Here is a 25,439-nt window from a genome sequence, read left to right as displayed (position 1 = left end):
ATCCTGTCACAGCCACTCACCCTCATCACCCATTACGCGAACTGGCGACCATTGTGCCCGACGGGATGTGAGGAATAAGCAGGAGCCCATGCATCGTTCTTGCAACTCATACGCAATAGTGTTGTCCCGGCACGATCGCCAACGTCCAACCCGCCGAAAGGGGCCGTGTCCTGATGGGCACCTACACGCTTCCCGACCTGCCGTACGACTACTCCGCGCTGGAGCGGGCGATGTCGGCCGAGATCCTGGAGCTGCACCACTCCAAGCACCACGCCGCCTACGTCAAGGGTGCGAACGACACTCTGGAGCAGCTGGCCGAGGCGCGCGACAAGGAGCAGTTCGGCGGCCTGGTCGGCCTGCAGAAGACCTTCGCCTTCCACCTGTCCGGCCACGTGCTGCACTCGCTGTTCTGGCAGAACCTCTCCCCGGAGGGCGGCGACCGCCCCGAGGGCGAGCTGGCCGACGTCATCACCGAGCACTTCGGCAGCTTCGAGGCGTTCAAGAAGCAGCTCACCACCGCCACCGCCGGCGTCCAGGGCTCCGGCTGGGGCATCCTGTCCTGGGAGCCGCTCGGCAAGCGCCTGATCGTCGAGCAGGTCTACGACCACCACGGCAACGTCGGCCAGGGCACCACCCCGCTGCTCGCCTTCGACGCCTGGGAGCACGCCTACTACCTGCAGTACCGCAGCGTCCGCCCCGACTACGTCGAGAAGCTCTGGGACGTCGTCAACTGGCAGGACGTCCAGTCCCGCTTCGTGGCCGCCAAGACCGCCTGACCCCCCGGACCAGGTGAACGGCCCCGGCCCGGTCGGGCGGTCCGGGGCCGACTGCTGCTCATCGCAGGGGCCACGTTCAGAGAACCGACTCACACTGGTCACTCCTTGGTTCCAAGCGCCACCACGCTGAAGGTGAGCGCGCCCGTCAGCAGCGCACCGGCGAGCGTGACGACCGCCCATTGCCCGAGGGAGTCGGTCTGGTTGCCGAGCCCGAGTAGCTGCCAGATGGTGTCCCGCAATGCCAACGAGATCGGCAACGCCAACGCCCCCGTGGTGGTCGCGATCCGGGCGGCCCGTCGCACCCTCGACGTGGGCGGGGGTGCGGCGAACCGCAGGGCGCCATTGCAGATCACCACGAAGGCGAAGGTGCCGCACGCGAACACGGTGGTCTCCACGGAGAAGAGCAGCATCCCGGGCCAGCCCTCGCCGGATGCCAGCCCTGTGGCGACCAGCAGGCCGGCGGCGAGGGCTGCCGCCGCGGCGAGCGCGGTGAAACGGCTGCGGACGAAGCCGAGAACGTTGCTGTGGCCGATCAGAACGGCGAGTTTGCGCCCCACGCGCGAGTGACGGCCGGTGAGCATGTTCACCAAGGGCACGACGTCGTCCAGCCAGTCCCCGCGCCCGCGCGCCGTTCCCGGTAGCAGGCGGACCGTCCGGCGGTGCAGCAGCAGGCCTGCGGCCGTCACCCCGGTGAGCGGCAGCAGGGACGCGACCAGCCAGGGGGTGCCGTTGTTCCAGAGCTCACGGTCCGCCCGCGCGGCCACTGCCGCCCAGTCGGCGGCGAGCGTGGCGGCGACGAGCAGTGTGCAGACCAGGGCGGTCCGCAGCACCTGCTCGACCCGGTAGCGCGGCAGCGGCCGGTCTCGGCGGCACAGCAGCGCCCGCACCGCGCCGAGCGCGACGAGCAGCGGGACGAAGAAGAGCGTGAAGGTCACCACAGTGTCGAACGGATCGTCCTGCCAGGGGCTGCCCGCCCGTACCGCGTGCACCTGTGTCGTCAGGTAGGCGAACACGGTGAAGGCGGCGGCGCCCGCGGCGGACGTCCACAGCGCCGCGGCCGCGACCGGCCGGGCGGGGTGCCCGACTTCCAGATGATCGTTCGTCATGTCGTCGCGCATGGCGGCGATAGTACACATCACGTAGTACGTGGCGCGTAGTTCATGGTGCGTAGTATGGTGCTCCGTCAGAACGAGAGGGGCATCATGCAAGCCAACGATGCCCAGACGCTGGTGCTTTGCGCGCTGGCCGACGGGCCGCTGCACGGATACGCCATCAACACGGCGATCGAGGAGCTGACCGGAGAGCGGCTGGGGCCCGGCAGCCTGTACGGGGCGTTGGCCAGGCTGGAGTCGAAGCGGTTGATCGAGCCGCTCGACGGGCAGGGCCGTCAGCGCCCGGTACGGCTGACGCCCCGTGGCCGCGAGGTGCTGGAACGTGAGCTGCGGGCCATGGCCCACGTCGCGAACGCGGGACTGCGGCGTCTGGGGGTGAACCTCGCGTGAGCGTCGTCGCCCGAAGCCTGGTCAGGCTCTACCCGGACGCCTTCCGCGAGCGCTGGGGTTCGCTGGTGGAGGATGAGGCCCGGGGTGCGGGCTGGAAGTCCTGGCCCAACCTGATCGCGGGCATCGTGGACATGTGGCTGCACCCGGTGGTCTGGCCCGCCGACTCCCCGGCGCAGCGCCAGCGGCGGGTGGCCACCATGGGCATCACGGTCGCCCTCGCCGCCTGGTTCCTCGGCCACCTGGCCGCCGAACAAGCCGACCCGCTGCCCGCCGACGGCATCCGGGACGGGGTCATGCACGGCTGCACCACCCTGCTGCTAATCGGCATCGCCCTGGTCGCCCCCCGGCCCCGGCCCACGCTGGGCGCCGCGATCACGCTTCTGGGCTGGGCGGTCCGCCGCCTCGCCGTACCGACGGTCCTTGGCGCCGCCGTGGTCGTCCTGGTGCACAGTGGCGTCGACGCGGACGCCTCGCCGCCCACCCTGTGCACCGCCGTGGTCGCCGCCTGGTGGATCGCCCTCGGCCTCGGCACGATCCAGATCCCCCGCATCTTCACCGGCGTCGGCGCGGATGCCGTCGTGCCGCCGGGCACCGGCCGCCTCCGGGCCGGCGTCTGGACCCTCGCCGGCGCCAGCGCCACCGGCGGCGCGACCATCCTCGGCGTCTCGGTCACCGGTGACGGGTTCCACCTGCTCGGCGCCGGCATCGGCGCGGGCCTGCTGCTGCTCACGGCGGTGTGCGCGGGCACCCTGCGCGACATGCGCGACCAGCCGCCGGCCGACTGAGCTGCGGTACCTCACGCGAACTCGGACCCGCCTGCACTGGCGATCCCCCGACTACTTGGACGGTGCTCGTGCCTGATCCGCTCCGCACGCTCTACACCCGCCGCCTGCGACGCGAGGTCATGGCGGGCCCACTGCCCCGGCATGTCGGACTGATCATGGACGGCAACCGCCGTTGGGCCCGGCAGATGGGCATGGCCAACCCCAGCCTCGGGCACAAGGTGGGCGCCGAACACGTCGAGGAGGTGCTCTCCTGGTGCGAAGCCCTGAGGATCAGACACGTCACCGTCTTCCTCTGTTCGACCGAGAACCTCCAGCGTCGCGACGACACCGAAGTCGCCTACCTGATGCGGCTGATCGAGCAGGTGGTCGCCGACCGCCTCACCCGCCCGGACGCCCGCTGGCAGGTCCACCTCGCCGGAATGACCGACGCACTGCCCGACAGCACCGCCCGTGCCCTCAAGGAGGCCGTCGAGACCACCCGCACCTGCACCACCGGCGCCCACGTCACCCTGGCCGTCGGCTACGGCGGCCGTCAGGAGGTCATCGAGGCCGTACGCGAGCTGATGTACGCGCGAGCCGAAGCCGGCGAGTCACTGACCGACGTCGCCGACACCCTGACCGTCGACGACATCGCCCCGCATCTCTACACCGCCGGCCGGCCCGATCCCGACCTGGTCATCCGCACCAGCGGCGAGCAACGGCTGTCGAACTTCCTGCTCTGGCAGAGCGCCTACTCGGAGCTGTACTTCTGCGAGGCCTACTGGCCCGCGTTCCGCGAGGTCGACTTCCTCCGCGCCGTACGCAGCTTCGCCGCCAGGCAGCGGCGCTACGGCGGCTGAGACGGCCAGAGCGTCCACCGACCACTCGTCAGATCCACACCCGGAGGAACGATGACCGATCTTCCCGTCAACACCGACGGAACCCCACCCGTCTACGACTCGATCGGGATCGGCTACCGGCAGACCCGCCGCCCCGACCCCCGGCTGGCCGCGCTGATCCATCAGGCGCTGGCCGGCGCCCGCACCGTGGTCAACGTGGGCGCGGGAGCCGGCTCCTACGAACCGCCGGACGCCGAGGTCACCGCGGTCGACCCGTCCCAGGTCATGCTCGACCAGCACCCCGGCCCGACGAAGGTACGGGCCTTCGCCGAGGAACTCCCCTTCCCCGATCTGGCGTTCGATGCGGCCATGGCCGTGATGACCGTGCACCACTGGTCCGACCCGGCGCGAGGGTTGCGGGAACTGCGCCGCGTTTCCCGGCGCCAGGTGGTCTTCACCTGGGATCCGGACCACCGCCCGGAGCTGTGGATGATCAGCGACTACCTGCCGCAGATCCGCGACATGGAAAATGCCCGGTTCACGCCGCTGTCGAAGGTGGCCGACGCGCTCGGTGCGCACACCGTGCTCCCGTTCCCGATTCCCCATGATTTCACCGACGGCTTCCAGATCGCCTACTGGCGCCGCCCCGAACACTTCCTGGACCCCGTCGTACGGCAGGCCAGTTCCACCTTCGCCCAACTGCCGGCCGACATCGTCGAACCGGCGATCGTCAGACTACGCGCGGACCTCGACTCCGGATCCTGGGGGCGCCGCCATGCGGACCTGCTCGCCCGCGACAGCGTCGACTACGGCTACCGACTGCTCGTCGCCGGCGATGACGGGGACGGGGAAAGGCGGACCCACTCCACTCGTAAACCCCATCCGACCAGCCACAACGCAGCTGGACCTGCACAGAGCGGCGACGGGCGCAGAAGGTGCCGCCCACCCCGCACGGCCCCCTGTATCGGGGCTGGCGTCGGCAGTTCGATGTCACGGTGGACAGCGCTGAGCGCGTGATCTGGCGGAGGGAACAGGGATGGCGATCGAAGCGGAGCTCAAGGCGGTCGTGCGCGACCCGGAAGGCGTGCTCAAGCAGTTGGAGGACCGGTATGGTGTCGGCCGCGCCGAGGTCTACCAGGACACTTACTACGACGCGCCGGACGGCAGCCTCATGGGCGGCGACCGTGAGCTGCGGATCCGCATTGTGCACGGCCCGGACGACACGCGCACGGTGCTCACGTACAAGGGAGCCCGGGTGGACGAGGCGTCCGGGTCGAAGCCGGAGGCCGAGACCCGCGTCGAGGACGCCGATGCCGCGCACGAGATCATCCGGGGCTTGGGCTTCACAGCGCGCATCGCGTTCGAGAAGCGGTGCCGCAACTACGCCTTCGAACGCGATGGCCATCAGGTGCTCGCCACCCTCGTGCGCGTTCCCGAGTTGGACGACGCCACGTTCATCGAGGTGGAGACGGCGGCTGCCACACCGGCCGATCTCGCGCCGGCGCTCGTCGTGGTCCGTGCAGTTCTGGCCGAACTCGGCATCAGTGAGATGGACTTGACCACCGACTTGTACACCGACGCGGTCGCCGCGGCGCGGCCGGCCTGACCGCGAGGCGAACCCGCCCCCGCCTTCCGGGGGGGAAGGCGGGGGCGGTTCGGGGCCGTCCCCTGTTCATCGGTGCGTCCCCTGCGGCCACAGCACCTCAACCGGCACACCGAGTCGTCGTGCATACGAGACCACGTCCGCCGTCCCGCCGTAGCCCCGAGCCGGCAGGCCGTCCCAGACGGCAAGGAGCTTGTCGACCTGCCTGACAAGAACCTCGCTCCCCGCCATATGAGCAGCCTCGTCGGACTCCACCCGCCCTGTTCGGTGAACGGCCGTGGCGCTTCCCAACAGCCGGTCGTAGACGGGGTGATGCCACTCCGGCAGCCCATCCCGGTACCGATCCGCCGGGATGACGGCCTCCAGCCGCCCACCCCGCTCAAGCGCGATCTCCGCCAGCCACGAATCCGGCCCGTCCGCGATGCAGGACACGACGGTGAGCCCACCCGCATCCTCGCCCGCGAGAGCATCTTCGAACAGCCGCCGAACCTCCCCCTCCACCTCGGCCGTCAGCCCTCGGTGGCCCGTGATTCCGATCCGCATTCCATCACCCCATAGCGTTCGCGCGTTTGGCGAGCTTCACCAGCTCCGATGGTGCGCTCCGGCCTGCGATGAGGATGAGTTCGCGGATCGTCGCCCGAGCCGCCATGTGGGTTCGGACGCTCTCCGGCGCCAGCTGCTCGGCTCGAAGGAGGCAATCGATGGCCTCCCCGAGGTGGCGCCTCTGGGCGTGCGCTCTCCCGAGGTCGATCAGAAGCCTGGACCTGCGCTCGGGCGAGAGCTGTCCGGCGTTGATCCGCCCGCCCAGGTCCAGGGCCTCGCCCGCATCACCGAGGTCGACCGCCGTCGAGACGGCTTGAATCTCGACGTTCGTAGGGCCGAACTCCAGATTGAAGTCATTGCGGTCCTCGCCGAGTCGTGCCGCGACCTCCCGGGCGTTGGCGAGTTCCTTCCTCGCCTGCTCGCGTTGGCCCGCGCGGGCGGCGGCCAACGCGAGAACCAGGTGGAGCGCGCCGAGCACGGAAAGCGCTTCTGGCGGTGGGCTGGTGGTCGAGGTGTACGACCGCAAGACCGTCACCGCATTCCCGGCTGCATGTTCTGCCTGGTCCAGCCGCTGAAGCCGAACGAACGCATGGGCCAGACGGTAGATGCCAGCGAATACGTGCAGAGGCTGCCCGGACTGCTCGGCGGCCCGGATGGCTCGATCAGCGGCCACCCATGCCGCGTCGGCCTCGTCCTGGCGGACGAACGCGGCCGCGACCGCCTGGTAGGCCTGGCTGAGGAGCAGATGGATCTCGGGGCGCTCTTCCGGGGTGGCGGCCCGTGACGCCCTTTCCAATCGCGGCAGGACGTCGGCGATGGCCGTACTCAGCTCGGCGAATCGCGCGCTGTGTGTCAGGTGCCAGAGCTCTTCGACGGCAGCGGCCAGCTCGGCCACGTCGGGAGTCTCTGTCGCAGGGTGTTCGTCGAGCAGCGCAGCGAGTGCGGGATGTCCCGAGAGTGATAGCCGTGCCAGGTCAAGGTCGTTGGGTTGATCTGAGGCTGAAAGCGGGGGCGTGGCGGACGGTGGCGCATCGGGCCTCAGCGTCTGAACGGAGACGCCAAGACCGTTCGCCAGCAACTGGAGTACGTCGAGGCGGACGACTGGCTGGACGCCCCGCTCGACCTGCGATACCCAACTGGCGGTCCGATTGATGGCTGCGGCGAGCTGATCCTGCCTCATGCCACGACTCTTGCGGAGCTGGGCGACCCGGGCGCCGAACGCGCGCCGCTCCTCAGGGCTCATCAGGTGGCCTGCTCGGTGGATGAGCCCTTGCCCGAGATCTCGTCCAGGAACGTGACCTCGAACGATTCGAGGTACTGCCCGCGTTCGGCCAGGAACCGGCGGACGTGGGGCTGGCGCTCATGCTCCTCGAACGCCGCGCGGTCCGCGTACAGCTCGTAGAAGACCCGAACGTTCGGCTTGTCCGGCACAGCGTGGTTGACATAGACGAGAGTGCCTGGCTCCTCGGCGCGGATTCCTTCGAGGGCTTCCTGCGCCAACTCGTCGAAGGCGTGAGCCGCGGCTGCGTCGCGGGCGACGAAGCGCACTACAAGACCGAATCCCATGCTTCTCCCCTTCCAGGATTGGTTGAGTCTCGCACAACTCGATGAAAGTCTGCGAGTAGCAGATTCTCTTGACTCGCAGTTCTTCTGTGACTACTGTCGGTGTTGCCAACGTGGCGGAGAGCTGAGGATGGATTCCCTTTCGCTGCCGTGTGCTGGCAGTCACTGCTTCACGGGTGGATCAGAGCGCCAGCATCGGCGATTCGTTCATCCCTGGTGATGGAGGAGCAATGGGGTGGAACGTGATCGTCAGCCCGCTCAACACCGCGCGGTTTCCGGTTCCGCTGGAGTGGGGTGTGCCGCCGGGGGTGGATGCGGTGCCGCGGGCGCGGCGGTTGGTGGTGGCGATCTTGCGGGACTGGGGTGTGCCGCTCTCTGGCGATGCGCTGCAGGAAATCGAGCTGTGTGCGAGCGAGGTGATCGCCAATGCGCTGGTGCACACCAAGGAGTGCTGTGCCGTGACCGTCAGGCGTCGTGCTGGGCGGTTGCGGGTGGAGGTTGCCGACCGTTGTCCGGAACTGCCTCGGCAGGAGCGCGATGCCGAATCGACCGGTGGGCGTGGGCTGTTGCTGGTGGAGGCGCTGGCGCACGCGTGGGGCTGGCACCCGGCGGGGGCGGGCAAGGTGGTCTGGTTCGAGTACCTGGAAACCAGCCATGCGCCGTGCCCCACGCATGGGTGGGGCACGGCGCTCAACCTTCAGGCCCTGTGCGAGGTGGCGTAGTGGCGATCGTCGGGCGTCTTGTGTAGTGGTTGGTTTTCTCTGCCGCTGTGGTGGCAGGGTTCGCGGCCGGTTGTGATCGTTAGGACGAGGCGCCGAAGAAGCTGTTCAGGATCTGCTGGGCGGCTAGGCCGGCGGGCAATGTGCCGGCGCGAACCTGGGTCTCCAACTCGGGGGCGAGCCGCCGCACTTCCGGGTGTTCGTGCAGGCGGGCGAAGAGTTGGTCGTGGACCATCGCCCAGGTCCACTCGACCTGCTGGTCCCGCCGCTTCGCGGCCAGGGCGCCGGTGGCGTCCAGTACCTTGCGGTGCTGCTGCAACCGCTCCCACACCACGTCCAGCCCGGCGCCGTCCCGCCCGCTGCAGGTGAGCACCGGCGGCGTCCACGCCGCGTCCGGCGCCTGCAACAGCCGCAGCGCGCCCGCGAGTTCGCGTGCCGCCGCGCGAGCATCCGTCTCGTGCGGGCCGTCCGCCTTGTTGACGGCGATGACGTCGGCGAGCTCCAGGACACCCTTCTTGATGCCCTGCAGCTGATCCCCCGTCCGCGCCAGGCTGAGCAGCAGGAAGGTGTCGACCATCCCGGCCACCGCCGTCTCGGACTGGCCGACGCCGACCGTCTCCACCAGCACCACGTCGTAGCCGGCCGCCTCCATCACCACCATCGACTCCCGGGTGGCCTTGGCGACGCCGCCCAGCGTGCCGGACGTCGGGGAGGGGCGGACGAAGGCGTGCGGGTCGACGGCGAGGCGCTCCATGCGGGTCTTGTCGCCCAGGATGGAGCCGCCGGTGCGGCTGGAGGTCGGGTCGACGGCCAGCACTGCGACCCGGTGGCCCAACCCCGTCAGCATCGTGCCGAAGGAGTCGATGAAGGTCGACTTGCCGACACCGGGCACACCGGTGATGCCCACCCGGACCGCGCCGCCCGCGTGCGGCAGCAGCCGTTGGAGCAGCTGCTGCGCCAGCGCGCGGTGGTCGGGCCGGGTGGACTCGACGAGCGTGACGGCCCGCGCGATCCAGGCGCGCGAGCCCTCCCGCACGCCGGCCGCGTACTGGTCGAGGTCGATCGTCCGAGGAGGCATCTGAGCGAAGGCCTACAGCTCGTGGCCGAGGTCGGCCGCCAGCGCCGCCAGCAGATCGTGCGCGGCCTCCGGGATGACCGTGCCCGGGCCGAAGACCGCCGCCGCGCCGGCCTCGTACAGCGCGTCGAAGTCCTGCGGCGGGATCACCCCGCCGACCACGATGGTGATGTCCTCTCGGCCCGCCTCGGCGAGTTCGGCGCGCAGCGCGGGCACCAGGGTGAGGTGCCCGGCGGCGAGCGAGGAGACGCCGACGATGTGCACGTCCGCCTCGACGGCCTGGCGGGCGACCTCGGCCGGGGTCTGGAACAGCGGGCCGACGTCGACCGTGAAGCCGAGGTCGGCGAAGGCGGTGGCGATCACCTTCTGGCCGCGGTCGTGGCCGTCCTGGCCCATCTTGGCGACCAGGATGCGCGGCCGCCGGCCCTCGGCCTGCTCGAACCGCTCGACCAGGTCCCGGGTGCGCTGGAGGGAGGCCGACGGGCCCGCTTCGTCTCGGTACACACCGGAGATGGTACGGATCTGGCCGGAGTGGCGGCCGTACACCTTCTCCAGGGCGTCCGAGATCTCGCCGACGGTGGCCTTGGCCCGGGCCGCATTGACGGCCAGGTGCAGCAGGTTGCCGTCCAGCGAGCCGCCGCGCTGCGGGCCGGCCTCGGCGGCCCGGGTCAGCGCGCGCAGCGCGTCCTGCGTCACGGCCTCGTCGCGCTCCTCCCGCAGCCGGCGCAGCTTCTCGATCTGGCGGGCGCGCACCGAGGAGTTGTCGACCTTGAGCACGTCGATCTGCTCGTCGCTCTCCACCCGGTACTTGTTGACGCCGATCACCGGCTGGCGGCCGGAGTCGATGCGGGCCTGGGTGCGGGCGGCGGCCTCCTCGACGCGCAGCTTGGGGATGCCCGCGTCGATCGCCTTGGCCATGCCGCCGGCCGCCTCGACCTCCTGGATGTGCTGCCAGGCGCGGTTCGCGAGGTCGTGGGTGAGCTTCTCGACGTACGCCGAGCCGCCCCACGGGTCGATGACCCGGCAGGTGCCGGACTCCTGCTGGAGCAGCAGCTGGGTGTTGCGGGCGATGCGCGCGGAGAAGTCGGTGGGCAGCGCGAGCGCCTCGTCGAGGGCGTTGGTGTGCAGCGACTGGGTGTGGCCCTGGGTGGCGGCCATCGCCTCCACGCACGTACGGGTGACGTTGTTGAACACGTCCTGCGCGGTGAGCGACCAGCCGGAGGTCTGCGAATGGGTGCGCAGCGACAGCGACTTGGCGTTCTTCGGGTCGAACTGCTTGACCAGCTTGGCCCACAGCAGCCGGGCCGCGCGCAGCTTGGCGACCTCCATGAAGAAGTTCATGCCGATCGCCCAGAAGAACGACAGCCGCGGCGCGAAGGCGTCCACGTCCAGCCCCACGTCCAGGCCCGCGCGCAGGTACTCCACCCCGTCGGCCAGGGTGTAGGCCAGCTCCAGGTCGGCGGTGGCCCCGGCCTCCTGGATGTGGTAGCCGGAGATGGAGATCGAGTTGTACCGGGGCATCTTCTGCGAGGTGTACGCGAAGATGTCCGAGATGATCCGCATCGACGGCTGCGGCGGGTAGATGTACGTATTGCGGACCATGAACTCCTTGAGGATGTCGTTCTGGATGGTCCCCGCCAGCTTCTCCGGCGGCACCCCCTGCTCCTCGGCGGCGACGATGTACAGCGCCAGGACGGGCAGGACGGCGCCGTTCATGGTCATCGACACCGACATCTTGTCCAGCGGGATGCCGTCGAACAGCTGGCGCATGTCGTAGATGGAGTCGATGGCCACGCCCGCCATGCCGACGTCGCCGGTGACGCGCGGGTGGTCGCTGTCGTAGCCGCGGTGGGTCGGCAGGTCGAAGGCGACCGAGAGGCCCTTCTGGCCGGCCGCGAGGTTGCGGCGGTAGAAGGCGTTGGACTCCTCGGCGGTGGAGAAGCCCGCGTACTGGCGGACCGTCCACGGCTGGTTGACGTACATGGTCGGGTAGGGCCCGCGCAGGTACGGGGCAATGCCCGGGTAGGTCTCCAGGAAGTCCAGTCCGGCCAGGTCGGCCGCGGTGTACAGCGGCTTGACGCCGATGCCCTCGGGGGTGTCCCAGACCAGCTCGTCGACGTCCTTGCCGGTGGACTGCCGCCAGGCGGCCCGCCACTGCTCGTCGGTGACGTCCCGAGCGGCGTCGCCGTCCCGAGCGGTGACGTCCCGGGCGGCGTCGCCGTCCAGCCCGATTCCGGTGAAGTCGGGGATCATCGAGCCCCTCCGATCTGGTCGAGGGTCGGGTCGACGGTCTGGTCGAGGATCGGGTCGACGGTCGGGTCTACGGGGTCGAGGATCTGGTCGAGCAGCGAGGTGAGGACGGCGACCGCGTCACCGCCCGCGTAGATGAACTCGTCCACTCCCGTGGGTACTTCGCCGGGCCGCCCGGCCAGCAGCACCCGCCGCGCCCCGGCCGCCTTGAGGGCGGCGGCGACGGCCTCGGCGTGCTCGCCGTACAGCGCTTCGCTGGAGCAGAGGCAGACGACCGTGGCGCCGGAGGCGGTGAAGGCCTCGGCGAATGCGGTCGCATCGACGCCCTCGGCGGAGACGGTCGCGATGCCGCCGGCCTGGAACAGATTGGCGGCGAAGGTGGTGCGCGCGGTGTGCGCGGCGGCGGTGCCGATCGACGCGAGGAACAGCGTCGGCCGGGCGCCGGTGGCCGCCAGGTGCGCGTCCGAGCGGTCCCGCAGGGCCTCGTACGCCTCGGCGCGGCGCACCTGGGGCAGCCCGCCGCCGGGCGCGGCCGGGGCCGGCTCGCGGACCAGCGGCTGCTCGTCCAGGTGTGGGAACTCGCTGACGCCGGTGACCGGTTCGCGCCGCTTGGCGAGCTTCACCGAGCGCTCCGCCCAGGTCGCCGCGATCCGCTCGCCGACCAGCCCGTCGGTCAGCGCGGCCTGCTGGCCGCCGGCCCGCTCGATCTCCTGGAACCAGTCCCAGGCGGCGTGCGCCAGCTCCTCGCTCAGCTGCTCGACGTACCAGGAGCCGCCCGCCGGGTCGATCACCCGGGCCAGGTGGGACTCCTCCAGCAGGATCGACTGGGTGTTGCGGGCGACCCGGCGGGCGAACGCGTCGGGCAGGCCGAGCGCGCTGTCGAACGGCAGCACGGTGACGGCGTCGGCGCCGCCCACCCCGGCCGCCAGGCAGGCGACGGTGGTGCGCAGCATGTTCACCCACGGGTCGCGCGCGGTCATCATCACCCGGGAGGTGACGGCGTGCTGGCGCTGAGCCGAGGCCTCGGCGGACGCCCCCGACACCTCGGCGACGCGGGCCCAGAGGCGGCGCGCCGCACGGAACTTGGCGATCGTCAGGAACTGGTCGGCGTCCGCCGCGTAGCGGAACTCCAGCTGGCCGAGCGCGGCGTCCACCGACAGCCCGGCGGCGGTCAGGGCGCGCAGGTAGGCGACGCCGGTGGCGAGCGCGCAGCCCAGCTCCTGGGCGGGGGAGGCGCCGGCCTCGTGGTACGGCAGGGCGTCGACGGTCAGCGCGCGGACGCCCGGGTAGTCGGCGGCGCAGCGGGCGGCCAGCGCGGTGGCGTCGGCGAGCAGTGCGTCGGTGCGGGCGGTGTCGCCGGTGCGGGCCGCGAGGCCCAGCGGGTCGGCGCCGAGGTTGCCCGTGGCGGCGGCCGGGGAGACCTCGCGCTCCTCGTACAGCTTGAACAACTGCTCGGCGGCGTCCGCGAATTCGGCGCCCGCGTCGAGCACCACGGCGGCCAGGTCCAGGTACACCCCGGTCAGCGTCTCGGTCAGCGCGGTGACCGGCAGGCCGTCCCCGCCCAGCTCCAGCCAGAGCGAGCCGACGCCGTTCTCCAGGTCGGCCAGGACCGCCTCGTTGGCCCGCCGCCGGTCCGGGTCGGCGTGCCGCTGGCGGACGTCCCACCCGGCGACGGCCGAACCCTGCGGCCGGCCGCCGCGCAGGTACGGCGGGAAGCCCGGGTAGCCGGGCTCGGCCGAGGTGTCCTCGGCGGTGTACAGCGGGCGGGCGCGCAGGCCGTCCTGGAGCTCGGTGGAGAGCGCCTGCTCTGCGGCGGCGGCGTCCGCGGGCTGCGCGCCGGACTTGCGCAGCACGCCCTCGACGAGCTGCTGCCACTGCTCGCGGTGCGCGGCCGGGAACTCGTCGGCCAGGGGGAGCCTTTCGGGCGGGACCTTCATGCCCGCAGGTTAGCGCCCGTTCGCGAGGGCGCAGGAGGGCCGGGCGGTGTGACCTTGCCCTCGATTTTGCGCATCGTTGCACTCCACGGGGGGTGGAGTGCAACGGGAGCGCCTTCTCGCGGGAGCGCCTTCTCAGGAGAACGCGAGCGAGCCGCTGACGTTCTGGTACAGCTGGCGGTTGTCGGACGTGTTGTCGGTGTTGTTCCTGCGGTTCCAGATGAACTGCACGGTCACGTGCAGCACGTGCTTGTCGTGCACCAGGTACTGCTCCATCTCCAGGTCGTGCTGTGGCTCGCCCACCAGGCAGTCGTAGCGCCACTCGGAGATGCGGGTGAAGTTGTACTCCAGGGCTGCGGCGTTCACTCCGCCGGAGTGGAGCACGGACTGCGTGTCGTGCATCACGCCGACCGCGTAGATGTCCAGCGGCGAATCGTTGTGGCAGGTCGACGCGGCCTTGTGCAGGTCCTTCAACCGGTCGTCGGCGTACTCGCGGGCGGTCTTGGAGGCCGCGCCCTCGTCCCGGATCTGGATCTGAGTGAGACCGTCCGGGCTGCTCCAACTCGCCTCGTCCGCACCGATGCTGGCCGCGTAGGACGCGGGAACGGCGACGCCCAGGCCGAGCGCGTCGACCCGCTGCGCCGTGTAGCCGCGCGGGACGGCGGCGGGCGGTGGGGTGTCGGCCGGGCGCCCGTTGATCAGCCAGGCGGTCACGCCACCGGCGGCGACGGCGAGCACGGCGACGGCGGTGGCGATCCGGCCGCGCCGGGTACGGGGCAGCCGGGCGAGCAGCGACGGGCGGCCGCCGGACGTCAGGCGCACGGTGGCGGGGCTCTCCGTGGGAGCACCGGCCGGGGGCGCGACCGGCTCGACGGCCGTCGGCGTCGGCAGCACGGTCGTCCGCGACGCCGGGGTCGGCAGCACCGCCGTCGGTGCCGCCGTGGCTGCCGTCGCCGGCTCGGTGAAGAGCCGGACGGCCTCGGCGGCGGTCGGCCGGCGCTGCGGGTCGGGCTCCAGCAGGCGCAGGATCGGGCTGGTCAGCCGCCCGGCCCGGTGCGGGGTGGGCACCGGGTCCCGGAGGATCGCGGCCATCGTCGCCGGGACGGACTGCCGCCGGTACGGGTTGACGCCCTCCAGCAGCTCGAACAGCACCAGGCCGAGCGCCCAGATGTCGGCGGCCGGGCCCGGGCGCAGCCCGGCGGCACGCTCGGGCGAGAGGTACGGCACCGAGCCGATCACCAGCCCGGTCCGGGTGAGGTCGAGTCCGTCGTCGAGCTGGGCGATGCCGAAGTCGGTGAGCAGGACGTCGCCGGACCGGGTGCGCAGGACGTTGCCCGGCTTGACGTCCCGGTGGACCACCCCGGCCTCGTGTACGGCGGCCAGCGCGGCGGCCAACTGCCGGGCGACGGCGGCGGTTTCGGTGACGTCGAGGGTGCCGGTGGCGAGCGTGACGTCCAGGCTCTCGCCCTCCACCAGCTCCATGACGAGCCAGGGCAGGCCGTCCACGGTGGCGATGTCGTGCACCCGGACGACGTGCGGGTGCCGGATGCCGGCCATCGCCTGCGCTTCGCGTTCCATCCGGCGGCAGCGCTCGGTGCGCTCGGTCTCGTCCAGGCCGTCGGGCAACAGGGGCTCCTTGAGCGCGACCTGGCGGTGTATGCGTTCGTCGGTCGCCCGCCAGACGGTTCCCATGCCGCCCCGTCCGAGACGGGCCGTCAGCCGGTACCGGCCGTCGATCAGCATGCCCGGCAGGGCCGTGCCCGCGGTGCGTCCCCCTGAATCTGTCATGGCGGCATCTTGCCGTGCCGGCGGGGGCGGGGGAGGGGATTGCGGAACCTGGGCCCTCATCTATTAAGTTACTTCGAAGAAGTATTAAGTTACTTCGAAGAAGGTGGGTGGGGACGGCATCCCCCGTACGGCCCCGCCCGTCCTTCGCCGTCCTGTTCGCGTCCTTCGCCGTCCCGTTCGCGTCCTCGGACGCCCTGCGCGCGTCCTCGGACGCCTCGAATGAACCCGCGAACGTCCCTCGTACGTTCCTGGAGTGTCACCGAACGTCCCCGCCCGTCCCCCGAAGGAGCCCACCGCGATGGGAAAGCGCCGCAAGCCCAGCCCCCCGAGCCGGGCCCGCCTGGCGGTCCTCACCACGGCCATGGCGGCCGGCGGCGCGGTGCTCGCCTCCGGCACCGCCCACGCCGAGCCGACCCCGACCCTCGCCTCGGTCAAGGAGCAGGTGGACAAGCTCAACGAGGAGGCCGAGCAGTCCGTCGAGCAGTACAACGGCTTCCGGGACAAGCAGCAGAAGCTGCAGGGCGAGGCCAACAAGCTGCAGGAGAAGGTCGCCCGCGGACAGGAGGCGATGAACGAGCTGCGCACCCGGCTCGGCGCGGTCGCCGCCGACCAGTACCGCAACGGCGGCATCGACCCGTCCGTCCAGCTGATGCTCGACTCCGACCCGGCCGCCTACCTGGAGCGCGCCTCGGTGCAGAACCAGGTCGCCGACACCCAGACGGCCCTGCTCAAGCAGGCCAAGGACGAGCAGCGCAAGCTCGACCAGGACCGCGCCGAGGCCACCGCCACGCTCGCCCAGCTCGACTCGGTCGGCACCGAACTGGCGGCGAAGAAGCAGCAGATCCAGACCAAGCTCTCCCAGGCCCAGGCCATGCTCAACAAGCTGAGCGCCGAGGACCGCGCCAAGGTCAACGCCCAGCAGGCCGCCGAGAAGGCCAAGGCCGAGGCCCAGCAGGCCGCCCAGACCGCCCAGGCCGCCGCGACCGACCGTGCCTCCCGCTCCGCCGAGCGCCCCGACATGAGCGCCCCGGTGCCGTCCGCCGGCGGCCGGGCCGCCAACATCATCGCGTTCGCCCAGGCCCAGCTCGGCAAGCCGTACGGCTGGAGCATGACCGGCCCCGACAGCTTCGACTGCTCCGGCCTCACCAGCATGGCGTACAAAGCGGCGGGCGTCAGGATCTCCCGGATGTCCCAGGACCAGTGGAACGACGGACCGCACGTCGACCGCGCCAACCTCCAGCCCGGCGACCTGGTGTTCTTCTACAGCGACCTGCACCACGTCGGCATCTACATCGGCGACGGCAAGATGATCCACTCCCCCCGCACCGGCAAGAACATCGAGGTGCTCCCGATCTCCGCGATGCAGTACATGGGCGCCGTCCGTCCGGTCTGACCGCGCCGGCACCGGCCCGCTCCGGCTCCGGCGGGGGCGGGCTTCGGCTCTCTGCCCGAGGCCGGAGCCCATCCGGAGCCCATCCGGAGCCTATTCGGTGACCGACAGGACGATCTTCCCGGTGGTGCGGCCCAGTTCGCCCACGCGGTGGGCATCGGCGGCCCGCCCCAGGGGCAGGACGGAGTCGACCAGCACCCGCAGACGGCCGGTCTCGACCAGCCGGGAGACCTCCACCAGGCCCTGCCGGTCCGGCTCGACCAGCATGAACACGGCGCGCACGCCCGCCGCCTCGGCTTCGGCGACCGGGAAGGCGTCGGTCGGCGGCTCGATGGAGACCAGGGTGCCGCCGGGGCGCAGGGAGCGCAGCGAGCGGGACCAGCTGGGGCCGCCGATCGGGTCCAGGACGAGGTCGGCATCGCGGACGGCCTCGGCGAAGTCCGTCGTGCGGTAGTCGACCAGTTCGTCCGCGCCGAGCTCGCGCAGCAGGTCGTGCTTGGCGCGGCTCGCGGTGCCGATCACGTACGCGCCGCGGGCCTTGGCGATCTGGACGGCGAGGTGGCCGACCCCGCCCGCGGCCGCGTGGACCAGCACCCGCTGACCGGGCCGGACGTCGGCGGTGTCCACCAGGGCCTGCCAGGCGGTGAGCGCGGCCAGCGGCAGTCCGGCCGCCTCGACGTGGCTCAGGCCCCGCGGGCGGGGCGCGAAGTGCCGGGCCGGAGCCGCGACGTACTCGGCGTAGCCGCCCGCCGGGTGCGGGAAGCTCGGCATGCCGTACACCGCGTCGCCGGGGCGGAAGATCGTCACGCCGTAGCCGATCGCCTCCACCACGCCCGAGACGTCCCAGCCGAGGGTGAACGGGGGCGTGCCGCCGTCGGCGAAGGTGCCGCGCGAACGGGTCTTCCAGTCGGCCGGGTTGACCCCGGCGGCGTGCACCCGCACCAGGATCTCGCCCCGGCCCGGCTCCGGGCGGGCAGTCTTCACCAGCCGCAGCACCTCCGGGCCGCCGGCGGTGTCCTGCGAGATCGCGCGCATGGTGTGGGACATGTCCGTACTCCTCTAATCACGGGCCCGTGGTTCCGGGCGCACCGTCAGCGTGCCGGTGGGCGGCGGCCCCTGGTGGTGGCGCGACGGCCACGTGGTGAAAGGATCCGGCCATGCACCACGTCGGCGTACTGGCCCTGGACGGCGTCTTCCCCTTCGAGCTCGGCATCCCGGCCCGGATCTTCGGCGCCGCCCGGGACGAGACCGGCGCCCCGCTCTACACCGTGACCACGTGCAGCCTGGACGGCGGCCCGGTCCGCACCGACGCCGACTACGACCTCGCCGTCTCCCACGACGCCGCCCTGCTGGCCGCCGTCGACACCGTCGTCATCCCGCCCTCGCGGTCCCTCGGCCCGATCCGCGAGGACGGCCGACTGCCCGACGCGCTGCGCGAGGCGCTCGCCGCCGTCCGCCCGGGCACCCGGATCGTCGCGATCTGCACCGCCACGTACGTGCTGGCCGCCGCCGGCCTCCTCGACCACCGGCCCGCCACCACGCACTGGCGCGAGGCCGACCGGCTGCAGCGGATGTTCACCACGACCCGGATCGACCCCGACGTCCTGTTCGTCGACGACGGCGACATCCTCACCTCCGCCGGGGTCGCCGCCGGCATCGACCTGTGCCTGCACCTGGTCCGCCGCGACCACGGCAGCGGGATCGCCAACGAGGTGGCCCGCTCCTGCGTCGTCCCGCCGTGGCGCGACGGCGGCCAGGCCCAGTACATCCGCCGCCCGGTCCCCGCGCCGACCGCCGCCGGCACCGCCGCCACCCAGGCCTGGGCGATGGAACGCCTCGCCGAACCGCTCACCCTGGCCGGCCTCGCCGCCCACGCGAACATGAGTGTGCGCACCTTCTCCCGCCGCTTCCGCGAGGAGACCGGCACCACCCCCGGCCAGTGGCTCACCCGCCAACGCGTCGACCTGGCCCGCCACTACCTGGAAACCACCGACTGGCCCATCGACCTGGTCGCCCGCCGCGCGGGCCTCGGCACCGGCGCATCCCTGCGCCAGCACCTCCACGCGGCAATCGGCGTCAGCCCGCAGACCTACCGCCGCACCTTCCGCGCTGCCTGACCCGGCCCACCGTCCGCAGGCCCGCCGCTCCGGCCTCGGCGCCGGCTCCTTGCTGCGCCCGGCACCTCCTCGCCGCTGCCGGCGCAGTGCCGACGGGCCCGGCCGCCCCTTCCGAGGTGGCCGGGCCCGGCGGGTCAGTTGCTCACGATCTGGAGGTTGGCGGCGCTGCTCCCGATGGTGCCGCCGATGTAGAGGGTGTGCCCGTCGGGGCCGACGGCGAGACCGTTGAGCTGGTCCTCGTCGGGGCTCACGGTCTCGGCCGGGTAGGCGGCGCCCGTGGTGGAGTCGAAGGAGAACACCGACGAGCCCGAGTCGTAGTTGTCGTTGGTGACGTAGAGCCGGGTGCCGTCCACGCTGATCTGCGGGTTGGTGAGGCTGGTGTAGCCGCTGGTCAGGGCGACGTGCTTGGTGACGGTGTCGGTGGCGGGGTCGATCAGGTCGGCCTGGCCGCCCTTGGAGCCGTCGGCGACGGCGATCAGGCGGGTGCCGTCGGGGGTGAGGACGGGGCGGTAGTCGAGGTCGGTGCCGGCGATGGTTCCGACCAGGGTCGGCGCGGCGCCCGCGGTGTTCAGGTGGGAGACCCCGGAGCTGCTGCCGACGTACACGTCCTGGCCGTTCGGCCGGACCGCGGCGGTGCCGGTGAAGCTGCCGGGCACCTGCACGGACGCCGTGAAGGCCTGCTGCGCGGTGGCGAACGCCAGCACCCGGCCCGGTCCGTACTGCCGGTAGGCCGTCGGCCCGTTCTGGACGACGTAGACCTTGGCGCCGTCGGGGCTGACCGCGACCCCGCTGGGCGTGCCGGGGTACCAGCCGGCCTGGCGGGGCTGGTCGGGCAGGGCGACGGTGGCGACGGCCGTCAGCGCGGCGGTGTTCACCACGGTGAGCTGCGGCCCGTTCACGACGTACAGGCGCGAGCCGTCCGCACTGAGCGCCGGGTACACGCTGAACGCGGTGGTGCCCAGGGTGAGCTGGCCGGTGATCGCGCCGGACTGGGTGTCGACCACCTTGACCTTGAGCGTGTTGTCGGCCTCCGTCGCCACGACGTACGCCTTGGTGCCGTCCGGGCTGACGACCGGCAGCGCGCCGCGGGCGCCGACCGTGATGACGGCCTCGGTGCCGGAGACCGGTGCGGCCGCCTCGGCGCCGGTGCCGGTCAGGGCCAGGACGGCGGCCGCGGCGATCGCCGTGGTCCAGCGGGCAGCCTTCACGCGGGTGTGCGTGGACATTGATTCCCCCTTGTGCGCACCGCACGGTGCGGTGTCGGGGGCAGGCTAACCGATCACACCGACAATCCTGATGGGCGGTCAGTGGACGAAGTTCAAGGCCCGGGGCGCGCTACGGATGCGGCGCGCACGCCAGCAGGTAGGGCAGCAGAGGAGTCGCCAACACGCCCATCCGCCACGCCAGTTGGCGCCGCCGCCCGCCAACTCCCGGCCGGGCGAGCCGGCGTACCCGGGCGAGCACGCCGGTGGACGCCACGCCGAGCGCGCCGCCCGGGGGAGCGGGGGAGGTGGCCAACGCACAGAGAGCGGAGGCGAGTTCGCTGCGCGACACCCGCGTCAGCGCCGCGTCGTCGGCCGCCATCTCCAGCAGCAGCGCCACCTCCGCCCGCCCCCGGCGGGCGAGCGGCAGTCGGCCGAGAAAGAGTGCGAAGGCGTCTGCCGGCAGCCGGAACAGGTGGTGCCGGCCGCGGATGTGCTCGCGCTCGTGCGCCACGGCGGCGGCGAGCTGACGCTCGTCGAGCAGGTCGAGCGCCCCCCGCGAGACCACCACGCGGGAGCGTCGGCCGGGCAGGCAGTAGACGGTGGGGTAGGCGTGCTCCAGCACCAGCGCGTCCCACTGCCGGTCGCGCACCGTCACCAGGTCCAGCACCGCCCGGTGCCGCCGCCGCATCCGCCCGGCCCGCACCCCGACGGCCGCCACCACCGCGCCGAGCCCGGCGGCGGCAGCGGTGAGCAGCCACCAGTCGTGGGTGTGCGGGGCCAGCGGCACGGCCGGTTCGGCGTGCGGGATCAGCCCGACCAGGCCGGCCGGCTCGTGGGCGAACGGCCCGGTCGCGTGGTGGGCGGCGGGCAGCAGGGCGACCAGGAACGAGGCCATCAGCGCCAGCCAGAGCGCGGCGCCGGCCGCCGGGTGCGCCTGGAGGCGGGGCGAGCCGGCCAGCCGCCGGGGCAGGGCGAACCCGACCACGGCCAGGTAGAGGCCGAGCAGGGCGAGGGTCACCGCTCGTCCCGGGTCTTCACCTGCTCCAGCGCGGCCAGCAGGGCGGTGGCCTCGTCGCCGCTCATCCGGTCGACGAAGTGCAGCAGCGCGCCTGCGCGGTCGGGCGTGGTCTCCAGCGCCTGGTGCATCAGCTGCGCGGTGTACGCCTCCCGGGTGCAGGTCGGCTCGTACAGCCAGGCGCGGCCGACCTTGTCCCGGCGCAGCCAGCCCTTGGTGTGGAGGATGTCGGCCACCGTGGTGACGGTGGTGTAGGCGACCGGCCGCTGCCGCTGGAGGTCGTCGACCACCTCGCGCACCGTGGCCGGCCGGCCCCAGGACCAGAGCCGGTCCATGATCTCGGCCTCCAGATCGCCGAACCCGCGCAGCACCGTCCGAACACTCCCTCGCCGACCCCCGCCGGCGCCCGCCGCCCGCTGGAACCCGCCCATCGTACGGGCCCGTCTTCAGACTCCCGTCTGCGCGGCGACGCTCCCCCAGCCTGGCGGCCGGGAGGTACCCCCAGGGCACGCGCCTCGCGGCGTTGTCGTCGGTCGCCGATGTCCCCCAGCCTTCGGCCGGGAGGTGCCCCCACCGCATGGACTTCCTCCTCCGCCTTGCGATGCACGCACCCCAACGCCGCCACGCCCGCCCTCCGGCGGACGACGGGAGTCTGAAGATGGGCCCCGCGCGCCCGCCGTACGGCCCGTGCGCCCGCCCTCTCTGCAGAGAGCAGAGAGGGCGGGCGCACCCCCGTCAGGAGATCCGCCGGGCCAGCGGGATCCGGGAGGGCGTCAGCGCCGCCGCCAGCAGGCCCGCCAGGACCGGCAGCACCAGGGTGATCAGCAGGAGCTGACCCCACGGCGCGCTGATCACGAGGGCCGGCGCGCCGAAGCCGGACGCCCGGGACTTCAGCAGCCCGAGGGCGGGCACGAACCCGTTGACCGCTCCCAGCACGGCCCCCAGCAGCGCGATCAGCGCGCACTGCAGCCCGGCCAGCGTCCGCCGGATCCGCGGCGGCGCGCCGACGGCGGCGAGGGTGGCCTGGTCCTGCGGGGAGTCGGCGGCGGCCAGGCCGGTGGCGATCCCGGCCGCGCCGAGCACCACCAGGCCGGCGAACCCGCCGAGCGCCAGGGTGAGGGCGTCGCTCTTCGGCTCGTAGCCGCGCTCGACGTCCAGCTGGGCCGAGCGGTCGAAGCGCAGTGCGGCGGCCTCGGCGCGCTGCTGCGTCCTGCGGTCCGGCGGGGTGGCGGGCAGCCACACCGACCCGGTGGTCTGCGCGGCGAGCCCGAGCTGCGGCAGGGCCGCGGCGCTCACCAGCGCGGGGCCGTACCCGGCGGCGGTCGGGTTCTCGACCAGCACCGCGTCGACGGGGATCTCCTGGAAGTCGGGTTTGGGGATCTCGCCCGGCTTCAGCGGCGCGCCGCCGCCACCGCGCATCTGGAGCACGACCTTGCCGTCGTGGAGGTAGTTGCGGTCGAAGACGAGGATCTTTCCGGCCGCGAGCGCCTGTTCGGCGGCCGCGTCGTGGAGGCCGAACTGGTTGTGCAGCACGGCGGCGTCGCCGACCAGCACGCGCGGCGGGCCGGCCGGCCTGCGCCAGTTCACCGGCCCCTTGGGCTGGACGATGCTGGAGCAGCCGGGGCACCACTTGTACACCGCCTGGGCGAGGTCGGCGCGCGGGCCGAGTCCGGCGATCTCGCGCTCCATCTCGGCGCGCAGCAGCCCGAGTTGGGCCTCGTCGGCGTAGGAGGTGAGCTGGACGGCGCCGTACGGGGCCTGCGGCCGGTAGGCGGTGCGGTTCTGGGCGTCGGTACTCGCGGTGTAGACGCCGATCGCGACGGCTCCGGCCACGGCGGCCATCACGGCGGCGACGGCGGGCGCGGTGCGCGAGCGGTGCCGGGCCGAGTCGCGCAGGGCGAGCCGGGGTGCGAGCGGCAGCCATCGGGCGAGCCGGCCGATCACGGCGACCAGCAGCGGGGTGCAGGCGAGCAGCCCGAGTTCGGCAAGGACGGAGCCGCCCAGCACGGTGAGCGTGCGGGCGTCGAACGTGCTGACCACCGCCGTGCCGTGCTGCTGCGCGCCCACGCCGTAGAGCGCGATCAGGGCGCCGGCGGCCATGAGCAGCGCGCCGAGCACGGCGACCGATCGACTGGGGGCACGGACCGTGTCCCGGCCGGTGAGCCCGGCGGTGACGCTGCGCCGGGCGGCCTGCACGGCGGGCAGGGCGGCCGCGAGCAGGGCGGTGAACAGGCCGATCCCGGCGATCGCGAGCAGGTCCAGCGGCGGTACGGCGAAGTGGCCGAAGCGGGCGCCGCCGGCCCGTTCGATCCACGGGCGGAGCGCGGCGACCGCACCGGTGCCGAGGGCCACCCCGACGACGGCCCCGGCCAGCCCGAGGACGATCCCGGCGCCGAGCACCACCGCGCCGACGTGCGCCCGGCTGCCGCCGGCGGCGCCGAGCAGGGCGAGCTGGCGGCGGGAGCGGCGGGCGCCGACCGCGAACGCGGGCCCGGCGAGCAGCGCGACCTCCAGCAGCGCCATCCCGGTGACGGTGGCGACGACGACCTTGGTGCTGTTCCCGGCCGCCGGGTCCTCGGTCCGGTACTGGTCCCGGTTGTAGGGGACGGCCCCGGACGGCGGCGGGTCGAGCGCGACGGAGCGCGCGGTGAGGGTGTACCCGTACGCGTTGAGCTCCTGGACCTTGGCCCAGTCGAGGCCCGCCCCGGCCGGGAGGCGGACGAGCCAGGAGCTGTGCTCGGCGGCGGCCGACCCGCCGGGGGCCGGGTGGTCGGCAGGTGTGGCGGCCGCCAGCGGCTCGAGCAACTCGCCCGGCCTGCCGATGAGTTCGACCTTGCCGAGCTCGTCCGGGTGCTCGACGACACCGGTGATGGTGTACGTCGTCTGCTCCATCCCCTTGAACGTGGTGGTGCCGCCCACCGCGAGCCCGGACCATTCGAGGAAGGGCCGGGTGACGGCCACCTCGTGCGGCGCGTTCGGGGCCCGGCCGTCGACCAGGTCGAGCCGGCCCCGCCAGACGGGGTCGCTGAGGTCGGCCTCGGCGGTCCGGGTGCGGACCAGGCCCTCGGGGGAGGTGGCGCCGGTCTCGGGGCCGTACCGGGCGGCGGTCAACTTGCTGCCGGGCGGCAGCAGTTGGCCAACGAGGGTGAGCGGTTCGGTCGAGGCGCCACGCTGCTGCTCGGGCGTGGGCGGCTGACCCTCGCGGGGCTGGACGGAGAGCGCGCCGTCCTCGGCGATCGGGCGCTGCTCGACGGTGCGTCCGGGCGTGTAGGCGGTGACCAGGGCGTCCGCGCCGCCGACCACCCGTTCGACCCGCTCCGCCGGGGTGAGCTGCCCGCTGCGGTGCACGACGTCGGCGCCGGTGACGCCGAGGACGGGCAGCGCGACCATCGCGACGATGAGCGCGCTGCGGCCCTTGGCGCGCAGGGCGTCGCGGCGGGCGATGCGCAGGGCGACCTTCCATGCGCCGAGCTTCACCAGGCCACCTCGCCGAGCGCGCTGCCGCCGACCGCACTGCCGTTGGGGCTGCCGGCCGGCGCCCGGTTGCCCGACCGCCGTCCGGCGCTCTCGGAGGCGACCGCGCCGTCCCGCAGGTGGATCACGCGGTCGGCCCAACTCGCGTGCGTCGCCTCGTGGGTGACCATCATGGCGGCGGCTCCGGCGTCGCACCGGGCGCGCAGCACCGCCAGCACTGCGTCCCCGGTGGCGGAGTCGAGGGCGCCGGTGGGCTCGTCGGCGAGCACCAGGCGCCGCTCCCCGATCAGGGCCCGGGCGATGGCGACGCGCTGCTGCTGGCCGCCGGACATGTCGTGGGGGAAGCGGTCGGCGAGCTCCGGGATGCCGAGCTCCTCCAGCGCCGCCAGCGCTTCCCGCCGGGCGGTCCGCCCGGGGACGCCGTCGAGTTCGCGGGGCAGGGAGATGTTCTCGGCGGCGGTGAGCGCCGGGATCAGGTTGTAGTCCTGGAAGACGTAGCCGATCGAGCGGCGCCGCAGGTCGGCGAGCCGGCGCCGGCCGAGGCCGCCGAGCCCGATGCCCTCGACCAGGACCTCGCCGTCGGTGGGCGCGTCCAGCCCGCCGGCCAGCGTCAGCAGGGTCGACTTGCCGGAGCCGGACGGCCCCATGACGGCGACGAACTCGCCCGGGCGGACCGCCAGGTCGACCCCGTGCAGGGCGCGGACCTGGGCGGCGCCCTGTCCGTGCACCCGGGAGACGTTGGCGAGGTGCAGGACCGGCGCGGGCCGGGTCGGATCGGTGTTGGACACACTTCCCCCTCGTGAGCTGTTCAGCTGCATATGTCGATGAACTATATATGCCGGAAGGGGTGCGCCGAGCCGTGCAGATTTGGTCAAGGTTCTA

The 25,439-nt window shown here is 72.6% G+C and carries 22 protein-coding genes and 1 pseudogene; 9 read left to right on the top strand and 14 right to left on the bottom strand.

Annotation, left to right across the window (positions count from 1 at the left end; genetic code table 11):
* The first annotated feature begins 173 nt into the window (after positions 1–173).
* Positions 174–776: a superoxide dismutase gene (locus KV557_RS01370; RefSeq protein ID WP_218197678.1), complete on the top strand. Its 603-nt coding sequence runs from the start codon at positions 174–176 to the stop codon at positions 774–776.
* A 98-nt stretch (positions 777–874) separates the two neighbouring features.
* Here the strand turns inward: KV557_RS01370 and KV557_RS01365 are convergent, their stop codons facing one another.
* Positions 875–1,894 carry a hypothetical protein gene (locus tag KV557_RS01365; protein WP_218197677.1) on the bottom strand — a complete coding sequence of 340 codons (1,020 nt, stop codon included), beginning with the start codon at positions 1,892–1,894 and terminating at the stop codon, positions 875–877.
* Between the two features lie 54 nt (positions 1,895–1,948).
* On the opposite strand from KV557_RS01365, the gene KV557_RS01360 reads away from it, so the two are divergent.
* The 5 genes and pseudogenes from KV557_RS01360 (at position 1,949) to cyaB (ending at position 5,487) form a co-directional block, all read left to right on the top strand.
* Positions 1,949–2,278, top strand: a complete 330-nt coding sequence (locus tag KV557_RS01360) for a PadR family transcriptional regulator (RefSeq protein ID WP_256176761.1) — start codon at positions 1,949–1,951, stop codon at positions 2,276–2,278.
* The gene (locus KV557_RS01355; protein ID WP_218197676.1) at positions 2,275–3,063 is read left to right on the top strand and encodes a hypothetical protein; all 789 of its coding nucleotides are present in this window, start codon (positions 2,275–2,277) and stop codon (positions 3,061–3,063) included. Before KV557_RS01360 ends, KV557_RS01355 begins: the two co-directional genes overlap by 4 nt.
* Positions 3,064–3,125: 62 nt before the next feature.
* Positions 3,126–3,902 (top strand): polyprenyl diphosphate synthase, encoded by a 777-nt coding sequence (gene uppS / locus KV557_RS01350; RefSeq protein ID WP_374106576.1) that lies wholly within the window; start codon positions 3,126–3,128, stop codon positions 3,900–3,902.
* Between the two features lie 51 nt (positions 3,903–3,953).
* Positions 3,954–4,718 (top strand): annotated as a pseudogene (locus tag KV557_RS01345) (class I SAM-dependent methyltransferase); the annotation flags it as partial.
* A 199-nt stretch (positions 4,719–4,917) separates the two neighbouring features.
* Positions 4,918–5,487, top strand: coding sequence for a class IV adenylate cyclase (cyaB, locus tag KV557_RS01340; RefSeq protein WP_218197674.1), 570 nt, complete (start codon positions 4,918–4,920; stop codon positions 5,485–5,487).
* A 66-nt stretch (positions 5,488–5,553) separates the two neighbouring features.
* On the opposite strand, the gene KV557_RS01335 is transcribed toward cyaB, so the two are convergent.
* The 3 genes from KV557_RS01335 to KV557_RS01325 are packed head-to-tail and all read right to left on the bottom strand — an operon-like array spanning position 5,554 to position 7,593.
* Positions 5,554–6,027 carry a hypothetical protein gene (locus tag KV557_RS01335; protein ID WP_218197673.1) on the bottom strand — a complete coding sequence of 158 codons (474 nt, stop codon included), beginning with the start codon at positions 6,025–6,027 and terminating at the stop codon, positions 5,554–5,556.
* Between the two features lie 4 nt (positions 6,028–6,031).
* Entirely contained in the window at positions 6,032–7,270 is a 1,239-nt protein-coding gene (locus tag KV557_RS01330) for a helix-turn-helix domain-containing protein (protein WP_218197672.1), read from the bottom strand.
* A complete protein-coding gene (locus KV557_RS01325; protein ID WP_218197671.1) occupies positions 7,270–7,593 on the bottom strand; it encodes a putative quinol monooxygenase in 324 nt (107 codons plus the stop codon). The genes KV557_RS01330 and KV557_RS01325 overlap by 1 nt, the downstream gene beginning before the upstream one ends.
* A gap of 173 nt (positions 7,594–7,766) precedes the next feature.
* Between KV557_RS01325 and KV557_RS01320 the strand changes: the two genes are divergently transcribed.
* Positions 7,767–8,312, top strand: a complete 546-nt coding sequence (locus tag KV557_RS01320; protein WP_308129714.1) for an ATP-binding protein — start codon at positions 7,767–7,769, stop codon at positions 8,310–8,312.
* 79 nt (positions 8,313–8,391) lie between these two features.
* Here KV557_RS01320 and meaB read toward each other — a convergent pair whose 3' ends face one another.
* The 4 genes from meaB to KV557_RS01300 all read right to left on the bottom strand — a co-directional run bounded on the left by meaB (position 8,392) and on the right by KV557_RS01300 (position 15,356).
* Positions 8,392–9,387, bottom strand: a complete 996-nt coding sequence (gene meaB / locus KV557_RS01315) for a methylmalonyl Co-A mutase-associated GTPase MeaB (protein ID WP_218197670.1) — start codon at positions 9,385–9,387, stop codon at positions 8,392–8,394.
* Between the two features lie 12 nt (positions 9,388–9,399).
* On the bottom strand, positions 9,400–11,637 hold the full coding sequence (gene scpA / locus KV557_RS01310; RefSeq protein WP_256176760.1) for a methylmalonyl-CoA mutase: 2,238 nt from the start codon (positions 11,635–11,637) through the stop codon (positions 9,400–9,402).
* Positions 11,634–13,571 carry a methylmalonyl-CoA mutase subunit beta gene (locus tag KV557_RS01305; protein WP_218197669.1) on the bottom strand — a complete coding sequence of 646 codons (1,938 nt, stop codon included), beginning with the start codon at positions 13,569–13,571 and terminating at the stop codon, positions 11,634–11,636. Before KV557_RS01305 ends, scpA begins: the two co-directional genes overlap by 4 nt.
* 132 nt (positions 13,572–13,703) lie before the next feature.
* Positions 13,704–15,356 carry a serine/threonine-protein kinase gene (locus KV557_RS01300; protein WP_218197668.1) on the bottom strand — a complete coding sequence of 551 codons (1,653 nt, stop codon included), beginning with the start codon at positions 15,354–15,356 and terminating at the stop codon, positions 13,704–13,706.
* 298 nt (positions 15,357–15,654) lie between these two features.
* On the opposite strand from KV557_RS01300, the gene KV557_RS01295 reads away from it, so the two are divergent.
* Positions 15,655–16,749, top strand: coding sequence for a C40 family peptidase (locus KV557_RS01295; protein ID WP_218197667.1), 1,095 nt, complete (start codon positions 15,655–15,657; stop codon positions 16,747–16,749).
* A gap of 90 nt (positions 16,750–16,839) precedes the next feature.
* Here KV557_RS01295 and KV557_RS01290 read toward each other — a convergent pair whose 3' ends face one another.
* Positions 16,840–17,793, bottom strand: a complete 954-nt coding sequence (locus KV557_RS01290; RefSeq protein WP_256176759.1) for an NADP-dependent oxidoreductase — start codon at positions 17,791–17,793, stop codon at positions 16,840–16,842.
* A 110-nt stretch (positions 17,794–17,903) separates the two neighbouring features.
* Here KV557_RS01290 and KV557_RS01285 point away from each other — a divergent pair, with 110 nt between their 5' ends.
* Positions 17,904–18,863, top strand: coding sequence for a GlxA family transcriptional regulator (locus KV557_RS01285; RefSeq protein WP_218197666.1), 960 nt, complete (start codon positions 17,904–17,906; stop codon positions 18,861–18,863).
* Positions 18,864–18,997: 134 nt separating this feature from the next.
* Here the strand turns inward: KV557_RS01285 and KV557_RS01280 are convergent, their stop codons facing one another.
* From KV557_RS01280 to KV557_RS01260, 5 genes are all read right to left on the bottom strand, one after another.
* Positions 18,998–20,089, bottom strand: a complete 1,092-nt coding sequence (locus KV557_RS01280) for a hypothetical protein (protein WP_218197665.1) — start codon at positions 20,087–20,089, stop codon at positions 18,998–19,000.
* Between the two features lie 109 nt (positions 20,090–20,198).
* Positions 20,199–21,086, bottom strand: coding sequence for a M56 family metallopeptidase (locus tag KV557_RS44335; protein WP_218197664.1), 888 nt, complete (start codon positions 21,084–21,086; stop codon positions 20,199–20,201).
* A complete protein-coding gene (locus KV557_RS01270; RefSeq protein WP_218197820.1) occupies positions 21,083–21,451 on the bottom strand; it encodes a BlaI/MecI/CopY family transcriptional regulator in 369 nt (122 codons plus the stop codon). Before KV557_RS01270 ends, KV557_RS44335 begins: the two co-directional genes overlap by 4 nt.
* A gap of 367 nt (positions 21,452–21,818) precedes the next feature.
* Positions 21,819–24,560, bottom strand: a complete 2,742-nt coding sequence (locus KV557_RS01265; RefSeq protein ID WP_218197663.1) for an ABC transporter permease — start codon at positions 24,558–24,560, stop codon at positions 21,819–21,821.
* Positions 24,557–25,375, bottom strand: coding sequence for an ABC transporter ATP-binding protein (locus KV557_RS01260; protein WP_218197662.1), 819 nt, complete (start codon positions 25,373–25,375; stop codon positions 24,557–24,559). Before KV557_RS01260 ends, KV557_RS01265 begins: the two co-directional genes overlap by 4 nt.
* Positions 25,376–25,439: the final 64 nt, after the last annotated feature.

This window comes from Kitasatospora aureofaciens (genome assembly GCF_019192735.1).
Taxonomy (GTDB): Bacteria; Actinomycetota; Actinomycetes; order Streptomycetales; family Streptomycetaceae; genus Kitasatospora; species Kitasatospora aureofaciens_A.
This window is presented reverse-complemented; position numbering and strand designations above follow the sequence as displayed.